The 22718-nt window shown below is 53.1% G+C and carries 22 protein-coding genes; 4 read left to right on the top strand and 18 right to left on the bottom strand.

Features of this window, described 5'->3' with window-relative positions; translation table 11 throughout:
• Positions 1 to 9: 9 nt before the first annotated feature.
• The 8 genes from J2T14_RS08470 to J2T14_RS08435 all read right to left on the bottom strand — a co-directional run bounded on the left by J2T14_RS08470 (position 10) and on the right by J2T14_RS08435 (position 8389).
• A complete protein-coding gene (locus J2T14_RS08470) occupies positions 10 to 537 on the bottom strand; it encodes a YfiT family bacillithiol transferase (RefSeq protein ID WP_307203936.1) in 528 nt (175 codons plus the stop codon).
• A gap of 85 nt (positions 538 to 622) precedes the next feature.
• Positions 623 to 1162, bottom strand: coding sequence for an NUDIX domain-containing protein (locus tag J2T14_RS08465; RefSeq protein WP_307469794.1), 540 nt, complete (start codon positions 1160 to 1162; stop codon positions 623 to 625).
• A gap of 100 nt (positions 1163 to 1262) precedes the next feature.
• Positions 1263 to 1475 carry a DNA-directed RNA polymerase subunit omega gene (gene rpoZ, locus J2T14_RS08460; RefSeq protein WP_307203933.1) on the bottom strand — a complete coding sequence of 71 codons (213 nt, stop codon included), beginning with the start codon at positions 1473 to 1475 and terminating at the stop codon, positions 1263 to 1265.
• Positions 1476 to 1491: 16 nt separating this feature from the next.
• Positions 1492 to 2103 carry a guanylate kinase gene (gmk, locus tag J2T14_RS08455; protein WP_307203932.1) on the bottom strand — a complete coding sequence of 204 codons (612 nt, stop codon included), beginning with the start codon at positions 2101 to 2103 and terminating at the stop codon, positions 1492 to 1494.
• A gap of 19 nt (positions 2104 to 2122) precedes the next feature.
• Positions 2123 to 2383 (bottom strand): extracellular matrix/biofilm regulator RemA, encoded by a 261-nt coding sequence (remA, locus tag J2T14_RS08450; protein WP_005548256.1) that lies wholly within the window; start codon positions 2381 to 2383, stop codon positions 2123 to 2125.
• Positions 2384 to 2729: 346 nt separating this feature from the next.
• The gene (locus J2T14_RS08445) at positions 2730 to 4628 is read right to left on the bottom strand and encodes a bifunctional homocysteine S-methyltransferase/methylenetetrahydrofolate reductase (RefSeq protein ID WP_307470404.1); all 1899 of its coding nucleotides are present in this window, start codon (positions 4626 to 4628) and stop codon (positions 2730 to 2732) included.
• Positions 4629 to 4658: 30 nt separating this feature from the next.
• Positions 4659 to 5489, bottom strand: a complete 831-nt coding sequence (gene dapF / locus J2T14_RS08440) for a diaminopimelate epimerase (RefSeq protein WP_307203918.1) — start codon at positions 5487 to 5489, stop codon at positions 4659 to 4661.
• Between the two features lie 116 nt (positions 5490 to 5605).
• Positions 5606 to 8389: a calcium-translocating P-type ATPase, SERCA-type gene (locus J2T14_RS08435; RefSeq protein ID WP_307469791.1), complete on the bottom strand. Its 2784-nt coding sequence runs from the start codon at positions 8387 to 8389 to the stop codon at positions 5606 to 5608.
• 292 nt (positions 8390 to 8681) lie between these two features.
• On the opposite strand from J2T14_RS08435, the gene J2T14_RS08430 reads away from it, so the two are divergent.
• On the top strand, positions 8682 to 10418 hold the full coding sequence (locus J2T14_RS08430) for an Rqc2 family fibronectin-binding protein (protein WP_307469788.1): 1737 nt from the start codon (positions 8682 to 8684) through the stop codon (positions 10416 to 10418).
• A gap of 107 nt (positions 10419 to 10525) precedes the next feature.
• Here J2T14_RS08430 and J2T14_RS08425 read toward each other — a convergent pair whose 3' ends face one another.
• The 7 genes from J2T14_RS08425 to J2T14_RS08395 form a co-directional block, all read right to left on the bottom strand.
• Complete coding sequence (locus J2T14_RS08425; RefSeq protein WP_307469785.1) at positions 10526 to 11395, bottom strand: PHP domain-containing protein; 870 nt, start codon at positions 11393 to 11395, stop codon at positions 10526 to 10528.
• Positions 11386 to 12297 (bottom strand): selenium metabolism-associated LysR family transcriptional regulator, encoded by a 912-nt coding sequence (locus J2T14_RS08420; RefSeq protein ID WP_307203914.1) that lies wholly within the window; start codon positions 12295 to 12297, stop codon positions 11386 to 11388. The genes J2T14_RS08425 and J2T14_RS08420 overlap by 10 nt, the downstream gene beginning before the upstream one ends.
• A 136-nt stretch (positions 12298 to 12433) precedes the next feature.
• On the bottom strand, positions 12434 to 12871 hold the full coding sequence (locus tag J2T14_RS08415) for a hypothetical protein (RefSeq protein WP_307469782.1): 438 nt from the start codon (positions 12869 to 12871) through the stop codon (positions 12434 to 12436).
• 201 nt (positions 12872 to 13072) lie between these two features.
• Positions 13073 to 13336: a YlbG family protein gene (locus tag J2T14_RS08410; RefSeq protein WP_307203912.1), complete on the bottom strand. Its 264-nt coding sequence runs from the start codon at positions 13334 to 13336 to the stop codon at positions 13073 to 13075.
• Positions 13337 to 13363: 27 nt separating this feature from the next.
• Positions 13364 to 13855, bottom strand: coding sequence for a YlbF family regulator (locus J2T14_RS08405; protein WP_307469779.1), 492 nt, complete (start codon positions 13853 to 13855; stop codon positions 13364 to 13366).
• 73 nt (positions 13856 to 13928) lie between these two features.
• Entirely contained in the window at positions 13929 to 15962 is a 2034-nt protein-coding gene (locus J2T14_RS08400; protein WP_307469777.1) for a helicase-associated domain-containing protein, read from the bottom strand.
• Positions 15949 to 17658: a DNA repair helicase XPB gene (locus tag J2T14_RS08395; RefSeq protein ID WP_307469774.1), complete on the bottom strand. Its 1710-nt coding sequence runs from the start codon at positions 17656 to 17658 to the stop codon at positions 15949 to 15951. Before J2T14_RS08395 ends, J2T14_RS08400 begins: the two co-directional genes overlap by 14 nt.
• Positions 17659 to 17818: 160 nt before the next feature.
• Here J2T14_RS08395 and J2T14_RS08390 point away from each other — a divergent pair, with 160 nt between their 5' ends.
• Complete coding sequence (locus tag J2T14_RS08390) at positions 17819 to 18670, top strand: thermonuclease family protein (protein ID WP_307469771.1); 852 nt, start codon at positions 17819 to 17821, stop codon at positions 18668 to 18670.
• A 60-nt stretch (positions 18671 to 18730) separates the two neighbouring features.
• Here the strand turns inward: J2T14_RS08390 and J2T14_RS08385 are convergent, their stop codons facing one another.
• Positions 18731 to 19168 carry a CBS domain-containing protein gene (locus J2T14_RS08385; RefSeq protein ID WP_307469766.1) on the bottom strand — a complete coding sequence of 146 codons (438 nt, stop codon included), beginning with the start codon at positions 19166 to 19168 and terminating at the stop codon, positions 18731 to 18733.
• Positions 19169 to 19249: 81 nt separating this feature from the next.
• Positions 19250 to 20440, bottom strand: a complete 1191-nt coding sequence (locus tag J2T14_RS08380) for an amidohydrolase (protein ID WP_307469763.1) — start codon at positions 20438 to 20440, stop codon at positions 19250 to 19252.
• 270 nt (positions 20441 to 20710) lie between these two features.
• Here J2T14_RS08380 and J2T14_RS08375 point away from each other — a divergent pair, with 270 nt between their 5' ends.
• Positions 20711 to 21055, top strand: a complete 345-nt coding sequence (locus tag J2T14_RS08375; protein WP_307469761.1) for a YugN family protein — start codon at positions 20711 to 20713, stop codon at positions 21053 to 21055.
• A gap of 11 nt (positions 21056 to 21066) precedes the next feature.
• The gene (gene ftsW, locus J2T14_RS08370; RefSeq protein ID WP_307203904.1) at positions 21067 to 22269 is read left to right on the top strand and encodes a putative lipid II flippase FtsW; all 1203 of its coding nucleotides are present in this window, start codon (positions 21067 to 21069) and stop codon (positions 22267 to 22269) included.
• A gap of 27 nt (positions 22270 to 22296) precedes the next feature.
• On the opposite strand, the gene J2T14_RS08365 is transcribed toward ftsW, so the two are convergent.
• Positions 22297 to 22674: an Asp23/Gls24 family envelope stress response protein gene (locus J2T14_RS08365; protein ID WP_307203902.1), complete on the bottom strand. Its 378-nt coding sequence runs from the start codon at positions 22672 to 22674 to the stop codon at positions 22297 to 22299.
• Positions 22675 to 22718: the final 44 nt, after the last annotated feature.

The raw sequence follows: 22718 nt of genomic DNA, 5'->3' as shown, positions 1-22718 counted from the left end.
TGTCTCCTGTCAATGCCCATTCGTCCGTTCTTTCACAATATTGATATGCGCGACATGATGCTTGCCATGCCAGGCCGCGAAACCAAGAAAATAAGCAAGGCCGATCTGCTTCCCTTGCTCGGGATGATAGAACTGCTTATCGTAATCGGCGCGCTCCATCGAACGAAGCAGCAAAACCCAGCGCGCATAAATTCCCTCTACTATAGCCAGGCTTATATCCGGCGAGGCGTTCAAGCTATCGGCCGTTTCTGCCCACAGCTCTTCGTCGAACGGCTTGATCGTCGGATTCGTCTCCGTCAAGGCAAGCTTGAAGCGGGAGAAACAGTTCATTGCGGCGTCAGCAAGATGATGTGCGACTTGACGCGCCGTCCAGCCTCCGCTTCGATAAGCGGTATCGAGCTGTTCCTCGGACAGTCCGGATAACGATTCTCTGAGCTGCCCAGGCAGCCTCTCCATATCGGCAATCCATTGTTCCATCTGCTTCGTCGTCATACCTTCATACACATATCTGCCAATCGGGTAACGCAGCTTTTCCATTTGCTTCGCCTCCTGACACCTATTTTCCCTATCATACCATATGCCGATTTAAAATCTAACTGCGCTTTCATCTTTTTTAGGCCGATTAGATGCGTCCTTCCGCCTGCCTTAATCGATGTGCCAGCAAATAGAGCTCGGCGATGTCATGCCTTCCGATCGCCTCGAATCGCCGTACCGCTTCATTAATGTCGACGACGTCGACGGCGGCGATCTGTTCGCCGTCCGGCGGGTTTAGCGGCTTGCCGACGATCTCTATCTCGCCATACCCGACGAGCCTTATGAAGCTCGGATGCGGGATGTGCGGCCGATAGGGCTCAGGTGCCGAGGAACGGCATTTGAAGCAGCCAATTCTCGTATACGACTTCAGCTCCGCTCCGAGCTCCTCTTTCACTTCCCGTACTAGCGCGTCCATATGATGCTCGCCCGGTTCTAACGTTCCTCCCGCCAATTCCCATCTGCCGTCCTCAAGCTGAATAACCGCATAACGATCCCCAACAGTCGGTATAATGCTGATATTGCTCACAAACGATTCATCAACCTGGGCTTCCAGCGTAAAACAATTCTCTACCGCTCCCCACACAATCGGCTGCGATAAAGCTTTATATTGCTCCAGTTTCGTGTTCATTTTCTAATCCCCCGTCCTCTACATGAAGCGCTCGCTCCATGAAAATACAAAGAAGCTGTCCGAAGGTCATTGACCATCGGACAGCTCCCTATTCCGCGCCTTATTGCTCGTCTTTGGTGATGTTGGATTCCACGATTAAAATATCGTTATAAATTTCTTCAAGCGCTACGCCGACATATTTGCGGGAACGCGGATTGCGAAGCTCCGACTTATCACCGTTGCGGAGCATGCGTGCGCGTCTGGAAGCCGCAACGACCAACGTGTACTTGCTGTCGACCTTCTTAACCATTTCGTCAATGGACGGATATAACATTATTCATTCTCCTCACTCATGCTTTCTCGATAGCCGCTTGCGACTCCGCGAGATAAGGCATAACCCTCTCGCTGCGACAATGTTCGGCGACAATAATGCTTTGAATACGATGGCAGGCTGCGTCGATCTGATCGTTCACAACCGCGTAATCATAATGGCGAAGCAGGTTCATCTCTTCCACTGCAACGTTCATCCGATGATTGATCGTATCCTGCGATTCCGTGCCGCGGCCCGTAATACGCTGCTTCAATTCCTCCATGGAAGGAGGCATCAGGAAAATAAATATCCCTTCCGGGAACTTCTCCTTTACTTTAAGAGCGCCTTGCACTTCAATCTCCAGAATGATGTCTTTGCCGCTCGCTAGCGTGCGGTCGACAAAGTCTCTCGGCGTTCCGTAGTAGTTGCCTACATACTCGGCATGCTCGAGCAGCGCGTCGCGCGCGATCATTTCCTGGAACTGCTCTTTCGACTTGAAGAAGTAGTTGACGCCGTCAACCTCACCCTGTCTCGGCTGCCTCGTAGTAGCCGATACGGAGTAGACGATATCCGGCATCTTGCCCCGAAGAGCGGAACAAACCGTTCCTTTGCCGACACCGGCCGGTCCGGACAAAACAATTAGCAATCCCATATTCTTAATACTCCCCGTACTATTCGTCGTTATCGTCATCCTTGGTGGATAACCGGTGCGCCACCGTTTCCGGTTGTACAGCCGATAAAATGACGTGGTCGCTGTCCGTAATGATTACGGCACGCGTCCGGCGTCCGTATGTCGCATCGATAAGCATATGACGGTCGCGCGCTTCTTGGATGATTCGCTTGATAGGCGCCGATTCCGGGCTTACGATCGAAATAATGCGGTTTGCCGAAACAATATTGCCAAATCCGATATTAATAAGCTTAATAGCCAACCCAGGTTCCCCCTTCGCCCTCACTATTCCTTATGCTTCTGCCTCTAATAAACTTCTATTATAATATTGTGAATACGACGAAGTTTGCGTTCTTGCCAAATACCGACAGAACTACTGCACTATTGTTGACGAAAAAACCTCGGAGCATACGTGATACGGCTGCTGCCCGCCTTGTGCTGGGGCCCTTCATCGAACGGCCTGTGCTTGTCTGAATTGGAAGGACCATGGCAACGGTATCCAAACTTTATTATATTCTAATTGATTTTTCGATTGTGAACAAGGGAAAAAGCGAAAAGAGCGCAAAATGCTATGCTCATATTCGCTCCTCCTCAGTCGATGCCGCTTATTATTTCTCCGTTTTACGCCATACGTACTCCGTCAATTGAACCGCCATATCGTAGAACATGAACGGAGTAATTAAATAGATCCCGTTAAAATGAGGCAGCGCGCAGTCGAGAAGCTCCTTCGCGATGCTGACTCCTTCAGCGCGACCGGCCTCGCCTTCAAGCCCCGCCATTCGCCGGCGAACCGCGTCCGACAGTTGAATGCCGGGAACTTCGTTATGCAAGTATTCGGCGTTGCGGCCGCTGGCAAGCGGCATAATGCCGATGAACACCGGAACGGTCAAATGCTTGGTCGCTTCCGCAACCTTCACGATCAGTTCGGGATCATAGACAGGCTGCGTCATAATGTAGTCGGCGCCGGACGCAATCTTTCGCTCAAGACGCTGCACCGCTTTGTCCAAATGCTTGACGTTCGGGTTAAACGCCGCGCCGACGACGAACTTCGCCTTCTGCTTCAGAGGCTTCCCGCTGAAGGCAGTGCCGTTGTTAAGCTGCTTGATCATTCGGATCATCTCGAATGACGTCAGGTCATATACGGAGCTCGAATCGGGCAGATCGCCGAAGCGTGCCGGATCGCCTGTTACCGCGAGCACATGGTCGATATCCAATGCATCCAGCCCCATCATATGCGACTGCGTGCCGATCAGGTTGCGATCGCGGCACGCGATATGAACGAGCGGCCGGATGCCGACCCGCTCCTGCACGAGCGCGGCCAGCGCGATGTTGCTCATCCGCGTAACCGCAAGCGAGTTGTCCGCCATCGTAACCGCATCCGCGGAAGCTGCCTTCAGCGCCGCTGCTCCGTCCATGAACTTGCGAATATCAAGATCGCGCGGAGGATCAAGCTCAACGATGACCGTATGGCGCTGCCTAACGAGGTCGACAATGGATGGCTCGCGCTGAGCTTGCGGCTTATCTGCCTGCTGCTCTTGCTCTTGCTGTGCTGCGTCCGCGGAAGCGGAACGAGGTATGATCGTTTCTCCTCGGGGTTGTGCCTGAGCAACCGGCGATGCGACTTTTCCGCTCTGCGGTACATAACCGTCCAGCGCCTTAGCGATCGCCTCGATATGCTCCGGCGTCGTTCCGCAGCAGCCGCCGATAATGCGGGCTCCGCGGTCCGCGAAGCGAAGCGCCGTCTCGGCAAAGTATTGCGGTCCTGCCGAGTACGTATATTTGCCGTCCACGTAATCCGGGAAACCCGCATTCGGGAAGACGGACAAAGGCAGACCAATCGGACCGTCAATCGTATCGATTGCCCGCATAATTCCGTTCGGGCCGCTGCGGCAATTAAGACCTACGACGTCTGCGCCTTCCAGGCGGAGCTGCTCGTACGCATCCTTCAGGCCTGCGCCGTCTTGCGTCCGGCCAACATCGTCAACCGCGAACTGGCAAATGACGGGCAATTTCGACGACGCTTTTCTTGCTAGACGAAGTGCAAGCAGCATCTCGTCCAGATCGTAGAACGTCTCGAACAGCAAGCCGTCCACGCCCTCCTCAAGCAAAGCCCCAATTTGACGCTCGTAGGCGTCGCTCACTTTGGCGGTGCGCATGTTTCTAAGCTTGCCGTCGCGAATCGAGCCGACGGCGCCAACGACGTAAGCATCCGCGCCAACAGCACTGCGCGCAATACGAACGCCGGCCCGGTTAATCGCTTCCATCTCCGACTCAAGTCCGTATTTCAACAACTTTTCGTAGTTCGCCGAGAACGTATTCGTCTCGATGACTCTCGCTCCCGCTTCATAGTAGCTGCGATGAACATGTTCAATAACATCAGGACGGAGCGTATTGAATTCCTCGTAAGAAACGCCAACAGGGAACCCCATCTGATATAGATAGGTTCCCATCGCGCCGTCTCCGGTCAATATGCGCTCCTGCAGAGCTTGTCGCAAATCCGGCTTCATCTTGTCTCTTTCACCCATCCTGCCTGACGCCTAAAGCGTCCCGCGGAATACTTCCGCAGCAGGTCCTGTCATATATACGTGATTATCCGATTCATTCCACTCGATAAGCAGGTCGCCGCCCTTAAGGGATACCGTTGCCGTACGGTCTGTCGCTCCGTTAAGCACGGAAGCCACGACAGTCGCGCATGCGCCTGTGCCGCAAGCGAGCGTCGGGCCTGCGCCGCGTTCCCATACGCGCATATCGGTGTGCGTGCGGGAGTTGACCGTTACGAATTCGACGTTGATTTTGCGCGGAAACATCGGATGCTTCTCCAGCTTCGGTCCCCATGTATTCAGATCGAAGTTCACGGCATCGTCGACGTAGATGACGCAGTGCGGATTGCCCATCGATACGGCCGTGAAGCGGAATTCGCGTCCGTCCACTTCGATCGGATGCTGAATGACGGGCTCCGCATCAACCGTTGTCGGCACTTGCAGACCGTTCAGGATCGGCTCGCCCATGTCGACGCGAACGCTTTGCACTTTCGCGTCGCTTACCGTCAATTGCACTTTCTGTGCGCCTGCGCCAAGCGTCTCAATCGTAATCTCTTCTTTATTCGTAAGACCGTTGTCGTAGACGTACTTGGCGACGCAGCGGATCGCATTGCCGCATTGCTCCGCCTCCGAGCCGTCCGAGTTGATGATGCGCATACGGAAATCAGCGATCTCCGATGGCAAAATATAAACGAGGCCGTCTGCGCCGATCCCGAAGTAACGGTTGCAAAGCTCGATTGCAAGTTCCGCCGCGTTGCCTGGAAGCTGCCGCTCGCCTGCGACAACGATAAAGTCATTTCCTAGTCCGTTCATTTTCGTAAAGTTCATTTGCTAGCCCTCTCCTTAATTGCGTATGTCTAATAAGCTATTAATAATGCTATTAGCATACCGTAAAGGAAGGAGAAACGCTATTCATAATTTGTATCATCATTTGCATTATTACGTTATCTGGCTGCCGTTTGCGGACGGTAGGGCGTCTTCGATTGCGTCTTGTTTTTGTTCGATCTGCTCATGACGCTGCCGATTCCCATAAGGAAGGTCGGGATGCCTGCGGCGACGAATACAAGACACCATTCGCGGAACCCTAGCGGCACGGTCTTGAAGATCGGCTGCAGCGCTTCGATATAAAGCACGCCTAGCATAAGGAGGAGCGACGACAGAACGGCCAGCACCAAATATTTGTTTTGCAGCGGATTGCGATGGAAAATCGAACGCGAGCTGCGGCAGTCGAATACGTGGATGAGCTGCGCCATGACGAGAGTCGCGAAAGCGACCGTCTGCGCCTTCATCAAGTGGTCGGCGCTTCCCGGCGCTTCCATGAGCGTAATCCAGAACGCCCCTAGCGTACAGACACCGATCAGAATGCCGCGGCTAATGATTTTCCAGCCTAGCCTGCGTGCGAATATGCTTTCCTTCGACGTTCTCGGCTTATGCTGCATCAAGTCCTTCTCCGCTTGGTCGACGCCCAGCGCCATGGCCGGCAAGCCATCGGTCACCAGATTGACCCAAAGAATTTGTATAGGTACCAACGGAAGCGGAAGACCGGCCATCATTGCCAGGAACATGACCAGTATTTCGCCGACATTCGACGCGAGCAAGTACCGGATAAATTTTCTGATGTTCTCGTAAATGCCTCTGCCTTCTTCGATCGCGGCTACGATCGTAGAGAAGTTGTCGTCGCTCAGCACGAGCGCTGATGCTTCCTTCGATACGTCCGTACCCGTAATGCCCATTGCGATACCGATGTCGGCCGCTTTGATCGCGGGCGCGTCATTCACGCCGTCGCCCGTCATCGCCACGACATGGCCTTGACGCTGCAACGACTTGATAATGCGCAGCTTGTGCTCCGGAGATACTCTCGCATACACATAAACGTTATCGACTAATCGGTCAAGCTGATCGTCGTTCATCGCTTCGAGCTGCTTGCCGCTCATCGCAATGCCTCCGCGCGGCATAATGCCGAGCTGTCCCGCGATCGCTTCGGCCGTCAGCTGATGGTCGCCCGTAATCATAACCGTCTTAATGCCTGCGCGTCGGCAAGTAGCTATCGCGTCCTTCACTTCGCGGCGAGGCGGATCGATCATGCCCGTCAAACCAACGAATACGAGCTGATTCTCCACGTCTTGCTCCGAATCGCATTTGTCCGTAGTGCGCAGATCGCGGTAGGCGAGGCCCAGCACGCGTAGAGCCGACTGCGCCATCGCTTCCCCCGCATCCGCGCACTTGCGCTTCAGCGTCTGCGTGAACGGCACAACCTTGCCATCCCATAATACGTAGTTGCATAGCTCCATCAGCAGATCCGGGGCGCCCTTGGTGCAGACGAGTCTGCCGCCTTGATGCGATACGACGACGGACATTCGCTTCCGCTCGGAATCGAACGGAAACTCCTGCTCCCGCTTATAGAGCATTTCCAGCGACTTGGCTGAAGAGCCCAGCTTAGCCGCAAGCACGGCGAGCGCTCCCTCTGTCGGATCTCCCTTCAGCACCCATTCCTCCTGCGGCTCCTTGCTCTTGCGGCGCTTCGGCTCCTCTGCTTCGACCTTTACAACCTGCGCGTTATTGCATAACGCCCCGATCTGCAGCAGCCTCTTGACCGATAGGTCATGCTTCACATCGATTGCCTTGCCGTCCTCGAATATGTTTCCGACAGGCTCGTAGCCTTCCCCGCTCACTTCGAGTTGGCGGCCTCCGAGCCATACATGCGTAACGGTCATTTTATTTTGCGTCAGCGTACCCGTCTTATCGGAACAAATAACCGAAGCGCAGCCGAGCGTCTCTACGGAGGGCAGCTTGCGCACAATCGCCTTGCGCTTAATCATCCGCTGGACGCCTAGGGCGAGAGCTATCGTTACGATAGCCGGCAGCCCTTCAGGAATTGCGGCAACCGCCAGACTGACGCCCGCCAAGAACATGCCGTAAGGCGGTTGTCCGTGCAAAATGCCTGCAACGACGACCATAATCGTCAGTCCTATTGCGACGATGATAAGCAGCTTTCCGAGCTGCTCCAACCGATGCTGCAGCGGGGTTTCCATCGATTCCGTCTGCTGGATCAAATCGGCGATTTTACCCATCTCGGTGTTCATGCCGGTTCGTACGACGACCCCCTTGGCTGTTCCGCGCGTCAGCATCGTGCCCATGAAGCCGATGTTGCGCTGGTCGCCTAGCGGCAGATCCTCGTCATCGATAGCGCCGGCATGCTTGCCTACGGGAACGGACTCGCCCGTAAGCGCAGACTCTTCGGCATAACAGCTATTAGCCTCGATCAGCCGCAGATCGGCCGGAATACGGTCGCCGCTCTCCAGACCGACAATATCGCCAACGACAAGCTCCTTCGCCGGGATGGTGACCCATTCGCTACCGCGCATGACTTTGGCCGTCGGGGCGGACAGCTCCTTAAGCGCGCTCAGCGACCGCTCAGCTCGAAATTCCTGTACAAATCCGAGAACGGCGTTAATGACGATGATGGCGATAATCGTAATAGCGTCCAAGTACTCGCCGAGCAGCCCCGATATAAGGGTCGCCCCCATTAACACGAGCACCATGAAATCTTTAAATTGATTCAGAAACAGAATGATCGGAGACACTCGTTTCCCCTCGGACAGTTCGTTGCGTCCATGCTCCTCCAGCCTCTGCGCCGCTTCGGACGCGGTCAGCCCCTTCTCAGGGGAGATGGATAACATGTCGATAAGCTCGCTTGTCCCCATTTGATGCCAATTCTTTTGCTCCATGGTATAACTCCCTCCCATAATGTACCCGCTGCCTCAAGGTGAAACGGCTGTCGCCGTTCTTTGGCGGCGCTGCGCGTTTCATTCCAAGAAATATAGAGAAAGTATGGCTGAGATATACGTTCCTATATTTCAAAGGAAGCAGCGTATTGGCCGACCCCGGCCCTTCGGACAGCCTTTCTAGGGTAAATGTATTCGGACATCCTTCAAATTATCCCAAAAGGGACTTAAGTTTTTGGCTTAACTATGGCATGATAGGAGAAGACTTACGCGAAGGAAGCGAGGAATAACAGCTATGGCTTTAGACGGCATTGTCACCAGAGCAATTACGCATGACCTGCAGCGCTGCATCGGCGCGCGTATACATAAGATCCATCAGCCTACCGAACATGAGCTAGTGTTTAGTATTAGAGGGGCGGGCATGCAGGGCAAGCTTCTGCTGTCGGCCAATCCGACATACCCGAGAGTACACTGGACGACGGCAAGCTACTTGAATCCGATGGAAGCGCCGATGTTCTGCATGTTGCTCCGCAAATATTGCGAATCCGGCATTATCGAGAGCGTTCGCCAGATCGACAACGAGCGCGTTATTCATATCGACGTGAAGCATCGGGACGAGCTCGGCGATATTTCCGTCAAGACGATCATTATTGAAATTATGGGCCGCCACAGCAACATTATATTGGTCGATCCTGCAACGCAAAGCATTCATGACGGGATTCATCATGTAACGCCTTCTATAAGCAGCTACCGGATCGTTATGCCGGGCAGCCAATATACGCCTCCGCCCGATCAAGGCAAGACGGATCCTTTCGCGATTGACGGCGAGGGACAGTTCCGGGAAGCGTACGACAATACCGGGGAAGGCTCGGCAGCGAGCAAACGGTTAGTAGAAGCGTTCAGCGGACTAAGCCCGCTTATCGCCAAGGAAATCGCATATCGTGCCGGAACAGAGGCGGAAGACGCTGGAGTTTTATGGCGCAGCTTCGAACCCTTTATCGGCGAGATGAGAGCGCATCGATACTCCCCCGTGATCAAGTCCGATGAAGCTAGCGGCAAAATGTTTTTCTCGGTTACCGAACTGACACATATAAACGGAGAAGCAGCTTCCTATCCTGCCGTTAGCGAATGCCTGGAGGCATTCTTCGGCGACAAAGCCGAGCGCGATACGGTTAAGCAGCGCGCTGCCGACCTTATTCGTTTCGTGCAAAATGAGAAAGCGAAGAATACCACGAAGATCGCGAAGCTAGAGGAAACGCTTGTGGAAGCGAAGGACGCAGAGAAATATAGAGTGCTCGGCGAGCTTCTGACCGCTTATATGCATCAAATGAAGCGCGGCGATTCGAGTATCGAGCTTGTCAACTTCTACGATGAGGAGCAAGCGATCGTTACGATTGATCTCGACCCGCAGCTAACGCCTTCGGACAACGCGCAGCGCTATTTCAGACGTTATACGAAACATAAGAATAGTCTATCGATCGTAGCCGAGCAGATGGACATCGCCCGCAAGGAAATCGAATACTTCGAATCGCTGCTCCAACAGCTCGATAACGCGGCCATCACCGACATTGAAGAAATACGCGATGAGCTTGTAGAACAAGGATATATGAAGGAACGGGGCCGGCGTGGTCCCAAGAAGAAGAAATCGCTCAAGCCTACGCTGCTGCGATACACCTCTTCCGAGGGTGTGGAAGTCTACGTCGGCAAAAACAATACGCAAAACGAATATTTGACGAATCGGCTCGCATCTCCGTCCGATACATGGCTGCATACGAAGGATATTCCCGGCTCCCATGTCGTTATACGGGGCGGAGACTTCGGCAATGCGACGCTGGAGGAGGCGGCTATGCTTGCGGCGCATTACAGTCAAGCTCGCGACTCAAGCATGATTCCCGTCGACTATACATTCATTCGCCACGTTCGCAAGCCGAATGGCGCTAAGCCGGGCTTCGTCATCTACGACAATCAGAAGACGCTGTTCATAACGCCGGATGAGCAACGGATCAAAAGCTTGGCATCGATCAGCAGCTAACAAGCCTTATCGAATAGCTGCATAACTAACCAAAAAAAAAATCACGGATTTGTTCACTAGAACAAGCTGCCGTGATTTTTTTTGTTGATCGCAACTGCATAAGATAATCATTTCTTCTTCGGTCGCAAAAGCTCAATCGTCACTGCGTCTACTGTCCGGCTTCCGACGGCGCCATGAAATACTTCGCCTTGCCGCGAGCCATGAAAGTCCGAGCCGCCCGTTACGATAAGGCCGTACTTAGCCGCCAGCTCTGCATATCTGGACTCTTCTTCTGCCCCGTGATCGGAATGGAACACTTCGATTCCGTTCGCGCCGTGCTTCGCAATAGCCTCCACAAGCTCGTCGTCGCCATACAAGCCAGGATGAGCAATGACGCTCGTTCCTCCGGCTTCATGAATCCAATCGACCGCCTCGAATGGCGTCAGCCGCGGCGGATTCACATAAGCGGCCGCTCCGCTCGCCAAATACTTGTCGAACGCCTCGCTCATCGTAGAGACAACGCCTTGGCGAATGAGCACTTCAGCAATATGCGGCCGTCCGATGCTGAACGCCTTCTCGCTTGAATCGCTTGCCGCCTGCTTCGATCGAGCTGCTTCGCGTACGTCATCCATCGTGATGGATACGCCTAGCTCATTCAGCCGGCTAACGATCATATCATTCCGATGATTGCGTACGTCTCTGAGGCTCGCAAGTCTCGCTAGCCATTGCTTATCCGATCCATCCGTGAAGTAGCCGAGAATATGTATGTCTTGGCCGCCCGCCACGGTGCTAACCTCTACGCCGGGAACGACCCTAACGCCGATACGTTCGCCGGCAACAATCGCTTCGGCTACCCCCGCTATCGTATCATGATCCGTAATCGCAACCGCTGAAAGTCCGGCCGCCTTAGCGAACTGAACGATGTCCGTCGGCGAATGCAGTCCGTCCGATGCCGTCGTGTGCGTGTGCAGATCGGCAAGCCCGCCCTTTATAACCATTGCTGCAAGTCCCTCTCTCTCAGAAAAGTAAGAAATGTAACAGCCGAGATCGGCAACAGCGCCGATTTCAAATAAATCGAATAAAATTGCCGCTGGAAGTTGGCGTCGGGAATCTTAATCATCTTAATAAGCCCCAGCGCCACCTCATGCTTGACGGATGAAGCCGACAGGAACGAAATGCCGAGTCCCGCTTCGACCGCGGATTTCACCGCGCCTGTGCTGCCAAGCTCCATGACGATTTTCATGCTTGCAGGATCGATCTTCTTCCGTTTCAACTGCTCTTCCATGACAATACGCGTGCCGGATCCCTGTTCCCGCAATACGAACGCATATTCCATTACTTCCTCGAGCGCAACCGATTCGCGATCGGCAAGCGGGTGATCCTTCGATACGATGAGCCGAAGCTCATCGCTCATTACCGCTTCCATATGCATATCGGGATGATTGACAGGTGCTTCGATGAGACCGAAGTTTAATTGATGATTCAGAATATCCTCCATAATCTGGGATGTATTCATAACTTTCATGCTGATTGCAATATGGGGATATTCTTGACCGAAAGGCCCTAGCAGCCTTGGCAATATATATTCTCCGATCGTCAGGCTGGATCCGAGCTGCAATCTTCCCTTGAGCTGCTTCGTGAAAAGCGACATCGCCTGGTCGGTATCTCGTATCAAATCAATGCTGCGCTGCGCGTAAGGCATAAGCGCGCGTCCAGCCTCGGTCAGGTCGATCCGCTTGGTCGAACGCTGCAACAGCTTCGTCCCAAAATAATCCTCAAGCGACTGCACCTGCATCGTCACGGCCGGCTGCGTCATATGGAGCGCCTGCGCCGCTGCCGAGAAGCTGCCCCTCTCCGCAACCGTAAAGAAAATATGCAACTGATGAAAATTAAGCGCCATTGGTAAGCCTTCCTTCCTTTGTCTTCCCGTTATTATACTACAAACCGTTTGCATTATCGTATCGTCTACGCAAAAAAAAGGCATGCAATCGTTGAAAGATTGCATGCCTTCCGGCTTTCCATGTATGTTCGCGCCTTTACTTGCGCTTTCTGCTGTTCTTCACTAGAGTCATGCGCCGCGAATGGCGCAGCCATGAGTAATAGGTCTTTAGGTCCCGAAGCTCGATCGTCTCCGACATGCGTCCAAGAAACGTGACTACGATCATCTTCTGCAAAGGGTGGCCCGTAATATCGGTTTCCGTTAAGGAATCCGCGAATTCGGCCACAAAAACCAAATCGTCATCAATCAAATAAACGTCCTGCTCGTTGCGGTAGTACGGCTCGATCCGCCCGTTCTTAAGACATTCCCACAAAAACTCGGCAATATCGTCGAATCCGGTCTTCTCACTCTCAATACGATCGATCCAGCGGCTTTTGGCGTGATTCGTAATTACGATATCAGCTACTTTTTTATCGCCAAGACCGACATAAAACGACTCGTATGTATTCCATCTTCTGGTCATTTTATCCTTCATTACGCAACCTACTCCTCCCAACGAACCAGGGCTTTTTTACTATGAATTTAATTCCATTCTATCATGCTCGTCCGATTTTTCAACAATAAATTAAAGTCGATACAAATATGTAATTATATGTTAATTTAGTGTAACAAAAAAGAACGCCCCTAGCAAACTAACGATGCTAGAGGCGCTCTATTCAACTTATAATCCATTAATTCACAAGCTATATGCTCTCGTCTTATCCTCGTTGTCCTTGCTGTATTCCGTCTTGATCTCATTGCGGAAGGAGCGTTCGATCTTGCGCACATAAGGCAATCTATCCATCTGGCGCACCGCTTCCTCAGCCCGGTCGGCATTCATGTACATGACGACGTAATGCATCTTGCGCGACATATAATGTACCGTTCCGAAGCGTTCCAGCGACCTTGCCGCCTTCAAATCACTTACCCAAACGATATAACCCGTTCTCTCCGGCAGCATCGTTCGCTAACCTCCTGCTTCACTATATTACCCGCAGCCGCCGCTTCCGCAGCCGCAAGAGCCGCCGCTTCCGCAGCCTCCTCCGGCCGCCTTCTCGTTGCCCGGCACTTTGATGTTCTCGGACACCGACTCCGCGATCATTCGGGACACTTCGTACAAGATCTCGTCGACAGCCTGCTCCGCAATCTTGAAATTGCGCACGCTCTCGATCTCGCCTAAGCTCCGTTCGATCTGCTTCACTTGATCCTTGGCGGCGTTATAGTCCGGGTGGAACCTTCCGAAGCGCTCGCATTCCGCGAACAGCTCCTTCGCTTTCTCGAACTGCCTGGAAATTTGTTTCACTTGTTCGTCTGCATTCACAGCCGACTTCCAATATAAATATTCGGCAACTTCCGCCGACTCATTGATCCAATCACCTAATTCATAGGCACAAAGCAGCAGCGACGCCATATCGAGCGAAGACACGCCGCTTTCGGGCTGCTCGCATAAAGTCTCCTGCACCCCTTCGACAGTTGGCATTCGTCCACCTCTTTTCCACTTGCTTACTTCTACACTATCATATCATAACCGCTTAGCCAATAGGTAGAGATTATTATGGCTGCGAGCGGCCAGGAACGACGATTCTCATCTCATCCCACATATCGGGCGTCAGCCGTATCGGCTTATTGTCCGCGGCATTTCGAAGGATGCCCACGACGGCCCAATCGCCGCCCTGCAGCTCGAGTCGCTCGGGAACGAACGAATGGAGTTCGCTGTCCATACGCAGCTGCAGCGGCGACTGCCAGGCTAATGCCCGCTCTACCAGTTCCTTGCGCGTAGAGTGATGGTAGACGCGAAGCTGCTTCGTCCACATCGATGGCACCCCCTCCTCTTGCGATTGCAGCTTCTCGGCAAGTTGAGCCCTTGGGCTCGCCAGCTCATAGTGCGTGATGTTGCTAGGTGCGTACAAAAATGAATAGGCGTTCGTGCCCCTCGAGAGCTCTGTCTTGGCGTCGGCAATCCTATTCATACCGGCCGTTCTTTCGCTAATGACAGGGTAGGATGAGGATACGGGAGCTGCTTCCTGCGTACGCAGCGCTTTCATAGGAGGATAACCGGCTCGCTGGAGAAGCTTCCTAATCTGAGCGATTGATGACGCGTTTACGATGAAATCTGTAGCGCCGATCGCTTGAATGAGCATCGGGGAAAGTTCGCTGTTCGAACGTACGATCTCCGCCATCCGCTCATCGTCGCAGCGTAACAGCGTCACTTCCTCGAACCAGCTCCGGCATGCCTTGCTTGTCCATTCCTCCAGCATCGCTTCGACAGTATCCGGCAGCGGCAATTGACCGCTTGCCTGCTCCAGCCAGGAACGGATTGTCTGCTTTGTGCGGCCGAATTCCAGCGCTCGCGACACGGAGCTTGCCGTCAGACGATAAATAGCAACCGTCTCGTCTGTGATCCAATCAGCAAGGAGCGCCAGTTCCCAATGAAGAGCCAAAGTGCAGCCCGGCTGTACGATTAATTCCCCATTCGGCTGCACCCGCAGCTGCCCTCTGCGCGGATCGGCTTTGATCGCATGCGCTGCATCAATATCTGTTGCATTCACATCCAATTTCCACCTAAAAAGCTCTGTTGTCTTTCCGCTTGACGTCGCTTGCGCAGCCTCCATCCAGCCGAAGCCGAGGAGCAGAGACAACCAATCAAGAGTCATCTCCCCCGTCTCCCCGTCCGGATTCCATTGTTCCTGTAAAGCACGAATATCATCGGAACGATACCATCTGCCTGCATCGAGCGCGCATAAAGCAGAGACCCTATTCGCGGATTGAGCGTTCACGGGCAACAAGAGGTCCAAGCACCATTGCAACAATCGGCGCTCGCGGGCCTCCTCGTCTTGGCATAGCCAGGCGGCGAGGCGATCCTCCTCCCAAAGCAGCTGATTCTCTTCCGCTTGAATCAGCCCGGAAGCCGTTGCCGCTTCCAGCAGGAACGCTGCCTTCATGGAATAATGCTCCCTACTGGACCAATTCAAACCGGAACCCTTTAACGTTGTTTCGTCGAATTCCGCCCATTGCTCGATGGCAGCGATCGTTTTTTTCGCTAATACGCCTTTCGCCGTCAAGGTCATTCCGTTTCGTCCCATTGCCGCGAGCGCGCCCATCAACTGCTTGCCAAGCGGTCTGCAAACAGGCCTAACCGTCACTGGACCCGATAGAAGCTTATCGTCCGGAGCGACGGGTTGAACGTTGGCCGGAAACAACGCCTGCTGCCAAGGCAAAAAACAATCTCTAGGCAAGAAGTATGTCCGTTCTCCCCATACTTTAACTACTGCGAACAGGATGCCGGATCGCTCCAGCTCCGCAAGCGACATATCGCACTCTGCGCCCGACATCATCGTCCGCCTTCGCACCTCTTTCACGAGCCGCTCTTCGGCGATCGGTTCAGCCCCGAACGCTCTTATCATTTCCGTTAGCAGCGCAACTGCATGCGCAGACAGCTTGTCCGTTGCTTCGCCGATTGACTGACGGTCCCTTAATGCCTCTATCCATGTCAATTGTCTTCGCCGCGCGTCCGACCAAACGTCATGGTTAATGAAGTCGCGCTGTTGTTGTTCCGTCAATTTCCTGCATAGCTCACTCAACTTCACTTGTTGTTGCCTCCCTATCGGCCGCCGAATCGGAGTGCTGCAGCCGATCATAGGAATACCCTTGTTCGAGCATGAACAGCTGGCGTTTCAGCGCGAATTCCGTTTCTTTCGTTTGATCGGTCACGATCGTATAAAACCACGCCTCGTTCGCGCCCGCTTTCGGGCGAAGAAGCCTTCCGATTCGCTGCGCCTCCTCCTGCCTCGAGCCGAAGCTGCCCGACAATTGAATCGCAACGGCAGCGTCCGGCAGATCGACGGCAAAATTAGCTACTTTAGATACGACAAGCACATGGATCTCCCCCGTCTTGAACTGTTCATAAAGCTTCTGCCGTTCTTCATGCGGTACCTCGCCGGTAAGCAGCGGCGCATTAAGCGAACGCGAAACGTCGTGAAGCTGCTTCAAATATTGGCCGATAATAAGCGTTGGCTTGCCTGCATGCTCGCCTAGAAGCTTCTTCACAATGTCAAGTTTGCCTGGATTTTCCGATGCCAGGCGCAAACGCGAGCGCGCGCCCGCCGCTTTATATTCATCCTCATAGGCAGGCGTAAGCGGCACTCTTATTTCCGTACAGGAGACGGCAGCGATAAAATTGTCCCGTTCGGCTACTTTCCATGACAAATCGAACTGCTTCTGCCCGATAAGCGAATAGACATCCTCCGCGCATCCGTCCTCGCGAACGAGCGTTGCCGTCAGACCAAGCCTTCTTGTTGCTTGGATGTCCGCCGTCATACGGAATACGGGTGCTGGCAGCAGATGCACCTCGTCATAAATAATGAGTCCCCAGTCCCGCTCCGAGAACAGCTTCATGTGGGAGAACGGCGCGTCCTTCGACTTTCGATGGGTCAAAATGTTATAAGTCGCTACCGTAACCGGTCGCACCTGCTTAAGAGCGCCGCAGTATTGACCGACCTCCGATTCCTTCAGCGTCGTTTTGTCGATCAGTTCGTCCTTCCACTGCTTCACGGACGTCGAATTGGACGTCAGGATAAGAGTGGCGCTGCTTAGCTTAGCCAGCGCGGCAATGCCGACGATGGTTTTGCCTGCTCCGCATGGCAGCACGACGACGCCGCTTCCTCCTTGTACGGTTCCCTCGCGGTAGAATTGTTCCGCCGCCAGCTTCTGGTAAGGCCGGAGCTCGAATGGCTTGCCTTGAAGCGTTACGTCTCTCAGCTTCACCGCCAGCGCTTCTCCCGTATGGTATCCCGCTAGGTCGATTACCGGATATCCGAGCCTCGTGAGCTCCTGCTTCAATTCGCCTCTGCGATTTTTCGAAAGCTCCCATTGCTCCTTTGTCAGCCGTCCGCTGACAAGCTTGCCTATCGCCGGCTGCGCTGCAAGCTCTTCCATCAATTCCGCATCTCCGCTGAGCAGAAGCCCTCCTTGGACAGCCGTCAACGTCAGCTTGCCGTATCTTCCGATCAGTCTGCGAATGGCCGTCTCCGCAGCAAAGGGCAATTCATAACGTCGGAACTGCTTAAGCCACCCAATGAGCTCCTCCGCTCCGTATCCCGCCGCTGCAGCATTCCATAGGGACAATGCTGTAATCCGATACGTATGCATCGAGCCCGCTTGCTTCATTGCATCGGCAAAAAGCAGCAGTTTATCCCTTGCCTGCTCCGCGTCTGCGCTTTCTTCATCCAGCAATATCGTCAAGTCGGATTGGATGATAATCGCTCCTTCTGAATGGCCCGGCATCGTTTTCCCTCCTCAAACAGAATGCTCCTTTTGTCAGTATGAAAGGTTTTTTATGATTTTATGCCAATCCATGACCGATAAAGCGCGATTCTTGGTCGTATTATGTGGTATATTAATTGAAATAGGCTTCATTAACATGTCCGATTGGAGGTATGCGAAGGTGAAACGAATAGGAATCGCGCTGCTCATGCTTGGTTGCTTTTCGCTAGCAAGCTGTTCTTGGGCAACGACATCCCCTCAGAAACTGCAAACAAACGTATGGTATTCCGTATCCGATTACATCGACGGCGATACCTTCCAAATAAAAGTCGGAGACGGCAATCGTACCGTCCGGCTGCTTTATGTGAACACTCCCGAGATTGCCCATGCGGATTTGAATAGAACCGAGGAACCATTCGGCCGCGAGGCGTACGACTATACGAAACAAGCATTGTCCGAATCTGAAGAGATTCGTCTTTCTTTCGATAAAGAGCAAGAGGACAAGTACGATCGCACCTTAGCCGTTGTCGAGTTGAAGGACGGACGAATACTGAATGAAGCGCTGCTCGAAGAAGGACTTGCCAAAGTCATGATCGTAGAGCCGAACGTCAAGCTGGAAAACGTATACAAGCAAATCGAGCAGACAGCGAAACAAGCGGAGCTGGGACTTTGGGGGACGGATCGGGAGAAATTCAAAAATGCCTATCCGGTCAAGGAAGCAGAGCAAATCGGAATCGAGCTCATCGTCGATAAGCAAGCCGAGATTGCCACGATAACCAACAACTCGGATATGAACATTGAGCTTGGCGGCTGGAAACTTGTGAGCGTCCGCGGCAATCAAACCTATGAATTCGAGAAATACAAGCTAAGCGCAGGAGATAAAGTTACGATTTCATCCAATAACGGAAAAGATCTATTGCCCGATAAACATTTGCGCTGGGGCAAGGAAAGCATTTGGAGCAATAGCGAGACAGACCCTGGAGAGCTGTACAACGCAAATAACGAGCTTGTCACCGTCTGGGAGGACAAGTAATCGCTGAGAAACAAAAGGCTGGCACGAGGCATGAATGAATGCCCGGCCAGCCTTTTGACATTAATGCAGTTGGTTTGAATGGTCTTGCTCCGAAATAGCGCTAAGAGCGGCTTCGGCTTCATTGGCGAATTTATCCCTTACAGCTAAATCGCCTATGGCGATGACACCGACAAGCTCTTCGTCCTGCACAACCGCCAGCCTTCTGATCTGATGCTCAGCCATCAGCTCTGCTGCATCGTCAGCGGAAGTATCCGGCGTTATCGTTACCGGCGCGGGAGTCATCACCGTCTCCACCGCTTCCGAGCCCTGATGCTTCTCCGCATAACCGCGAACGACCAAATCCCGGTCGGTTACGACGCCAATCAGCCTTTTGCCTTCGACAATCGGAATAAAACCGATATCATGCTGCTTCATTTTTACCGCAAGCTCATACACATTATCCTGCAGCGTGGCTGTTACGCAATTTGTTGACATCAATTTCTCGATCTTAGTGCTCATTTTATTATCATCCTCTCTTGAACGTGTTCGGCGTATAGCTTTCCCTACGATTTTACCGTTCATACAAAGTGGATGTTCCGCTTAGCTTGCAAATTCTTCCGCGTAATCTTCCGCCATGCCGATGAGGAGCGCCGCGGAATTCGGCATCGCGCGCTCGTCGATATCGAACTTAGGATGATGATGGGAATAGGTCGCACCGCACTCCTCGTTGCCGGCGCCAACGAACATGAAGCATCCCGGCACTTCATTCAAATAATAGGAGAAATCCTCTGCGACGGTCAACGGCTCCGAGCGCTGGACAGCCTCGTCGCCGAATAGGGACGCACCTACTTCAAAGAACCGTTTCGCTTCCTTATCATCGTTAACGACAGGCGGATAGCCGATGCGCATTTGATAATCGTATTTCGCTCCGTGCATTTCGCATGTATGCTTGATTAATGACTCTAACCGCTCATGTATCCGTTTTCTCGTCGTCTCGTCGAACGTCCTTACCGTTCCTTTCAAGCGGCATTTCTCGGCGACGACATTGTTCGTCGTGCCCGCCTGGAACGAGCCGATGGACACGACAGCCGGATGAAGCGGATTGACGCTGCGGCTGACGATCGTTTGTGCCGCCTGCACGATGGCCGAGCCGATGACGATCGCATCCACCGCTTGATGAGGCAGACCGCCATGGCCCCCGCGACCGGTAATATCGATAACGAATTCGTCTGCGGCCGCCATGAACGGCCCAGGTTTGGACGATATAAGCCCGAACGGGAGCGGAGACCATAGATGTACGCCGTATATGACGTCTACGCCTTCGAGCACCCCGTCCTCAATCATCGGCTTCGCTCCTCCCGGTGTTTGCTCCTCGGCCGGCTGGAACAACAATCGGCGTTCGCCTGCAATCCGCTCGCGGTTCGCCGAATAATAAGCAGCTACGGCCAGCAACGCCGCCGTATGACCGTCATGCCCGCATGCGTGCATGACATTCGGCACCTTCGACGCATATGGGCATTGCTTCTCGTCCTGAATCGGCAGTGCGTCAATATCCGCCCGGAGCGCCACAACCGGACCTGGCTTGTCTCCTTTTATTGTTACGACCAAGCCATGTCCGCCTACGCCGCTCCTCACGACGCAGCCCATCTCGGCGAGCCTGGCTGCAATCCATTGCGAAGTCGCTCTCTCGTGGAACGATAGCTCCGGAAATTGATGAAGATGTCTGCGCCAACGCACCATATCGGGATAGAGATGCTGCAGCGCATGCTCTATCTCTTTGTTCTTGTGCATATCTCGAATCTCCCTCTCCTTGCGAACTTTATTTCATCTATTTTAACAGATATTCGCCGCCTTGCGGAAGCTTATTGGACTAGCTATGCCGCCTAGCTCTACAGTTCTCAAAAATGTCACTTTTAAGGTGTTTATGACTATGGAGTAAGGGTTGCGCTAGCTGGGGAAACATACTATCATGAGTAAAGAATGCACAACTTATGTCTGATGATTGGAAGCAGTCGCTTGCAGAGCCAGGTTTGCTTCACTAAACCTTTAGGAGGAAATACCATGATTATTGAAAATACCGGATTAAACGGTGTTAAGAGCGAATTGTACCACCTGGACGAATCCGCCGAGAAAGTCGGCTTTGTTCGTTGGCAATGGGAATACTATCGCGCTACATACGATTTAAAGCTTGAGGATCGCGTGAACGGCAACGACTACTTCCTGCGCATCAACACGCGCGCCTTAGAAGGCAAACTGGAATCCGCTCATGCGGTGCTCGTTATCGAAGCCGTCTATATCGGACGAGCTACTTTCCCGCACGGCATGGAATATGAGTCTCCGATTCCGCAGGCGATCATGAACACGGCAACGCAACGAATCGAGCAATTGAAACAACTGTTAGCTTAGGCGGTCACTTTATGAAGCAACCGCAGAACGGTGGCCGTGGAAGACCGGACTTTCTGCTTCTCATAATGACGCTGCTGCTCGTCGGCTTCGGACTGGTTATGGTCTACAGCGCGAGCTCCAGCATTGCGCTCGTCGAGGAAAACGACGCGCTACACTTTACGAAACGCCAGCTCATGTGGGCTGGCCTTGGCGTATTCGCCATGCTGTTCAGCATGAACATTCGCTATCAGGTATACAAGAAGCTATTTTTGCTATACTTTATACCCGTTATGTTTCTGCTCATTCTCGTACCTTTCATTGCTCCCGATATTAACGGTGCAAAAAGCTGGATTCAGATTGGCCCCTTTACGGTACAGCCTACGGAACCGGCCAAGCTGGCCGTCATTCTTTACCTTGGAGCGCTCATTTCGAAGAAGGGCGACAAGTTCCGAGACTTCAAGAAGGGGCTTCTGCCAGTGATAATCATCGTTGGAGCCGTATGCGGGATTATAATGATGCAGCCCGATCTCGGATCCTGTCTCGTACTCGCTTCAAGCGCCATCGTCATGATATTCGCAGGCGGAGCGAACCTGAAGCAGGCAGCGACGTCCGGTCTTGCCGTCGTACTGCTCGTGACCGTCGTGTTCAGCATTTCGATGGCGATCGACCCTAAGAAATGGGAATATCGGTTCGATCGTTTTACCTCCTATGCCGACCCTCTGGCCGATGCGCAAGGCGCGGGATGGCAGCTCGTATCGTCCCTTCAAGCGTTCGGACATGGCGGCATTAGCGGTGCCGGATTCGGCGAAAGCGTACAGAAGCTGCATTATCTGCAATATGCGTACAATGACTTCATCTTTGCGGTCATAGGCGAAGAATTCGGCTTTATCGGAGGCACGCTGTTCCTACTCTTCTACTTATTCTTCCTATGGCGCGGCCTCATCGTAGCGCTGCGGTGTTCGGATCAATACGGCACGGTCGTCGGCGTAGGGATCGTAGGACTGCTGGCCATTCAAGCATTCATCAACATCGGCGGCGTCACGGGCGCTATTCCGCTGACCGGCGTTACACTGCCGTTCATTAGCTATGGAGGCTCTTCCTTGCTTATCTGTCTAATGTGCATGGGCGTGCTCCTCAGCATATCGAGAGAATCGAATCGGAGCGAGAAAGCAAGTACAAGCAATTCGAAGGCTGCAACAACGAGAAGCAACCAAAAAACGGTATCCATCCGCTAAGATGGATACCGTTTTATTTTACCTGCCTTATTTGAGCCGTTGAGCCTCTTCCAACTCATCCTCTTTGAACGCGACGCCTTCGACCTTCACGTTCACCTCGACGACATGCAATCCCGTCATATTCTCAACCGATTCACGCACATTCAGCTGAAGCTGTCGACAAACCTCCTGAATCGGAATGCCGTAATGAACGATAATCCGAAGATCGATTGCCGCTTCGACCTGGCCAACCTCGACGGAAACGCCCTTTTGAACGTTTTTGCCGCTTAGGCGCTTAGCCAGACCTTCCGAGATTCCGCCCGACATCGCTGCAATGCCTGGTGTCTCAAGTGCCGCTAGTCCCGCTATCGTAGCTACTACATCATCAGAAATACGAATTATACCTGTTTGAAGGTCTTCGGTCATGTGATTCACTCCTCGTTTTTTGCCATATATGAACATTGTAATAG

The organism is Paenibacillus harenae (assembly GCF_030812415.1).
Taxonomy (GTDB): domain Bacteria; phylum Bacillota; class Bacilli; order Paenibacillales; family Paenibacillaceae; genus Pristimantibacillus; species Pristimantibacillus harenae_A.
Note: the sequence above shows the minus strand (reverse complement) of the source record. Positions and strands in the feature narration are given on the sequence as shown.

Coding starts and splice junctions, on each gene's coding strand:
- J2T14_RS08470 (WP_307203936.1), bottom strand. CDS start 537: ATGGAAAAGCTGCGTTACCCGATTGGCAGATATGTGTATGAAGGTATG.
- J2T14_RS08465 (WP_307469794.1), bottom strand. CDS start 1,162: ATGAACACGAAACTGGAGCAATATAAAGCTTTATCGCAGCCGATTGTG.
- rpoZ (WP_307203933.1), bottom strand. CDS start 1,475: ATGTTATATCCGTCCATTGACGAAATGGTTAAGAAGGTCGACAGCAAG.
- gmk (WP_307203932.1), bottom strand. CDS start 2,103: ATGGGATTGCTAATTGTTTTGTCCGGACCGGCCGGTGTCGGCAAAGGA.
- J2T14_RS08445 (WP_307470404.1), bottom strand. CDS start 4,628: ATGAAGCCGGATTTGCGACAAGCTCTGCAGGAGCGCATATTGACCGGA.
- dapF (WP_307203918.1), bottom strand. CDS start 5,489: ATGAACTTTACGAAAATGAACGGACTAGGAAATGACTTTATCGTTGTC.
- J2T14_RS08435 (WP_307469791.1), bottom strand. CDS start 8,389: ATGGAGCAAAAGAATTGGCATCAAATGGGGACAAGCGAGCTTATCGAC.
- J2T14_RS08430 (WP_307469788.1), top strand. CDS start 8,682: ATGGCTTTAGACGGCATTGTCACCAGAGCAATTACGCATGACCTGCAG.
- J2T14_RS08425 (WP_307469785.1), bottom strand. CDS start 11,395: ATGGTTATAAAGGGCGGGCTTGCCGATCTGCACACGCACACGACGGCA.
- J2T14_RS08420 (WP_307203914.1), bottom strand. CDS start 12,297: ATGGCGCTTAATTTTCATCAGTTGCATATTTTCTTTACGGTTGCGGAG.
- J2T14_RS08415 (WP_307469782.1), bottom strand. CDS start 12,871: ATGAAGGATAAAATGACCAGAAGATGGAATACATACGAGTCGTTTTAT.
- J2T14_RS08410 (WP_307203912.1), bottom strand. CDS start 13,336: ATGCTGCCGGAGAGAACGGGTTATATCGTTTGGGTAAGTGATTTGAAG.
- J2T14_RS08405 (WP_307469779.1), bottom strand. CDS start 13,855: ATGCCAACTGTCGAAGGGGTGCAGGAGACTTTATGCGAGCAGCCCGAA.
- J2T14_RS08395 (WP_307469774.1), bottom strand. CDS start 17,658: ATGCCGGGCCATTCAGAAGGAGCGATTATCATCCAATCCGACTTGACG.
- J2T14_RS08385 (WP_307469766.1), bottom strand. CDS start 19,168: ATGAGCACTAAGATCGAGAAATTGATGTCAACAAATTGCGTAACAGCC.
- J2T14_RS08380 (WP_307469763.1), bottom strand. CDS start 20,440: ATGCACAAGAACAAAGAGATAGAGCATGCGCTGCAGCATCTCTATCCC.
- J2T14_RS08375 (WP_307469761.1), top strand. CDS start 20,711: ATGATTATTGAAAATACCGGATTAAACGGTGTTAAGAGCGAATTGTAC.
- ftsW (WP_307203904.1), top strand. CDS start 21,067: ATGAAGCAACCGCAGAACGGTGGCCGTGGAAGACCGGACTTTCTGCTT.
- J2T14_RS08365 (WP_307203902.1), bottom strand. CDS start 22,674: ATGACCGAAGACCTTCAAACAGGTATAATTCGTATTTCTGATGATGTA.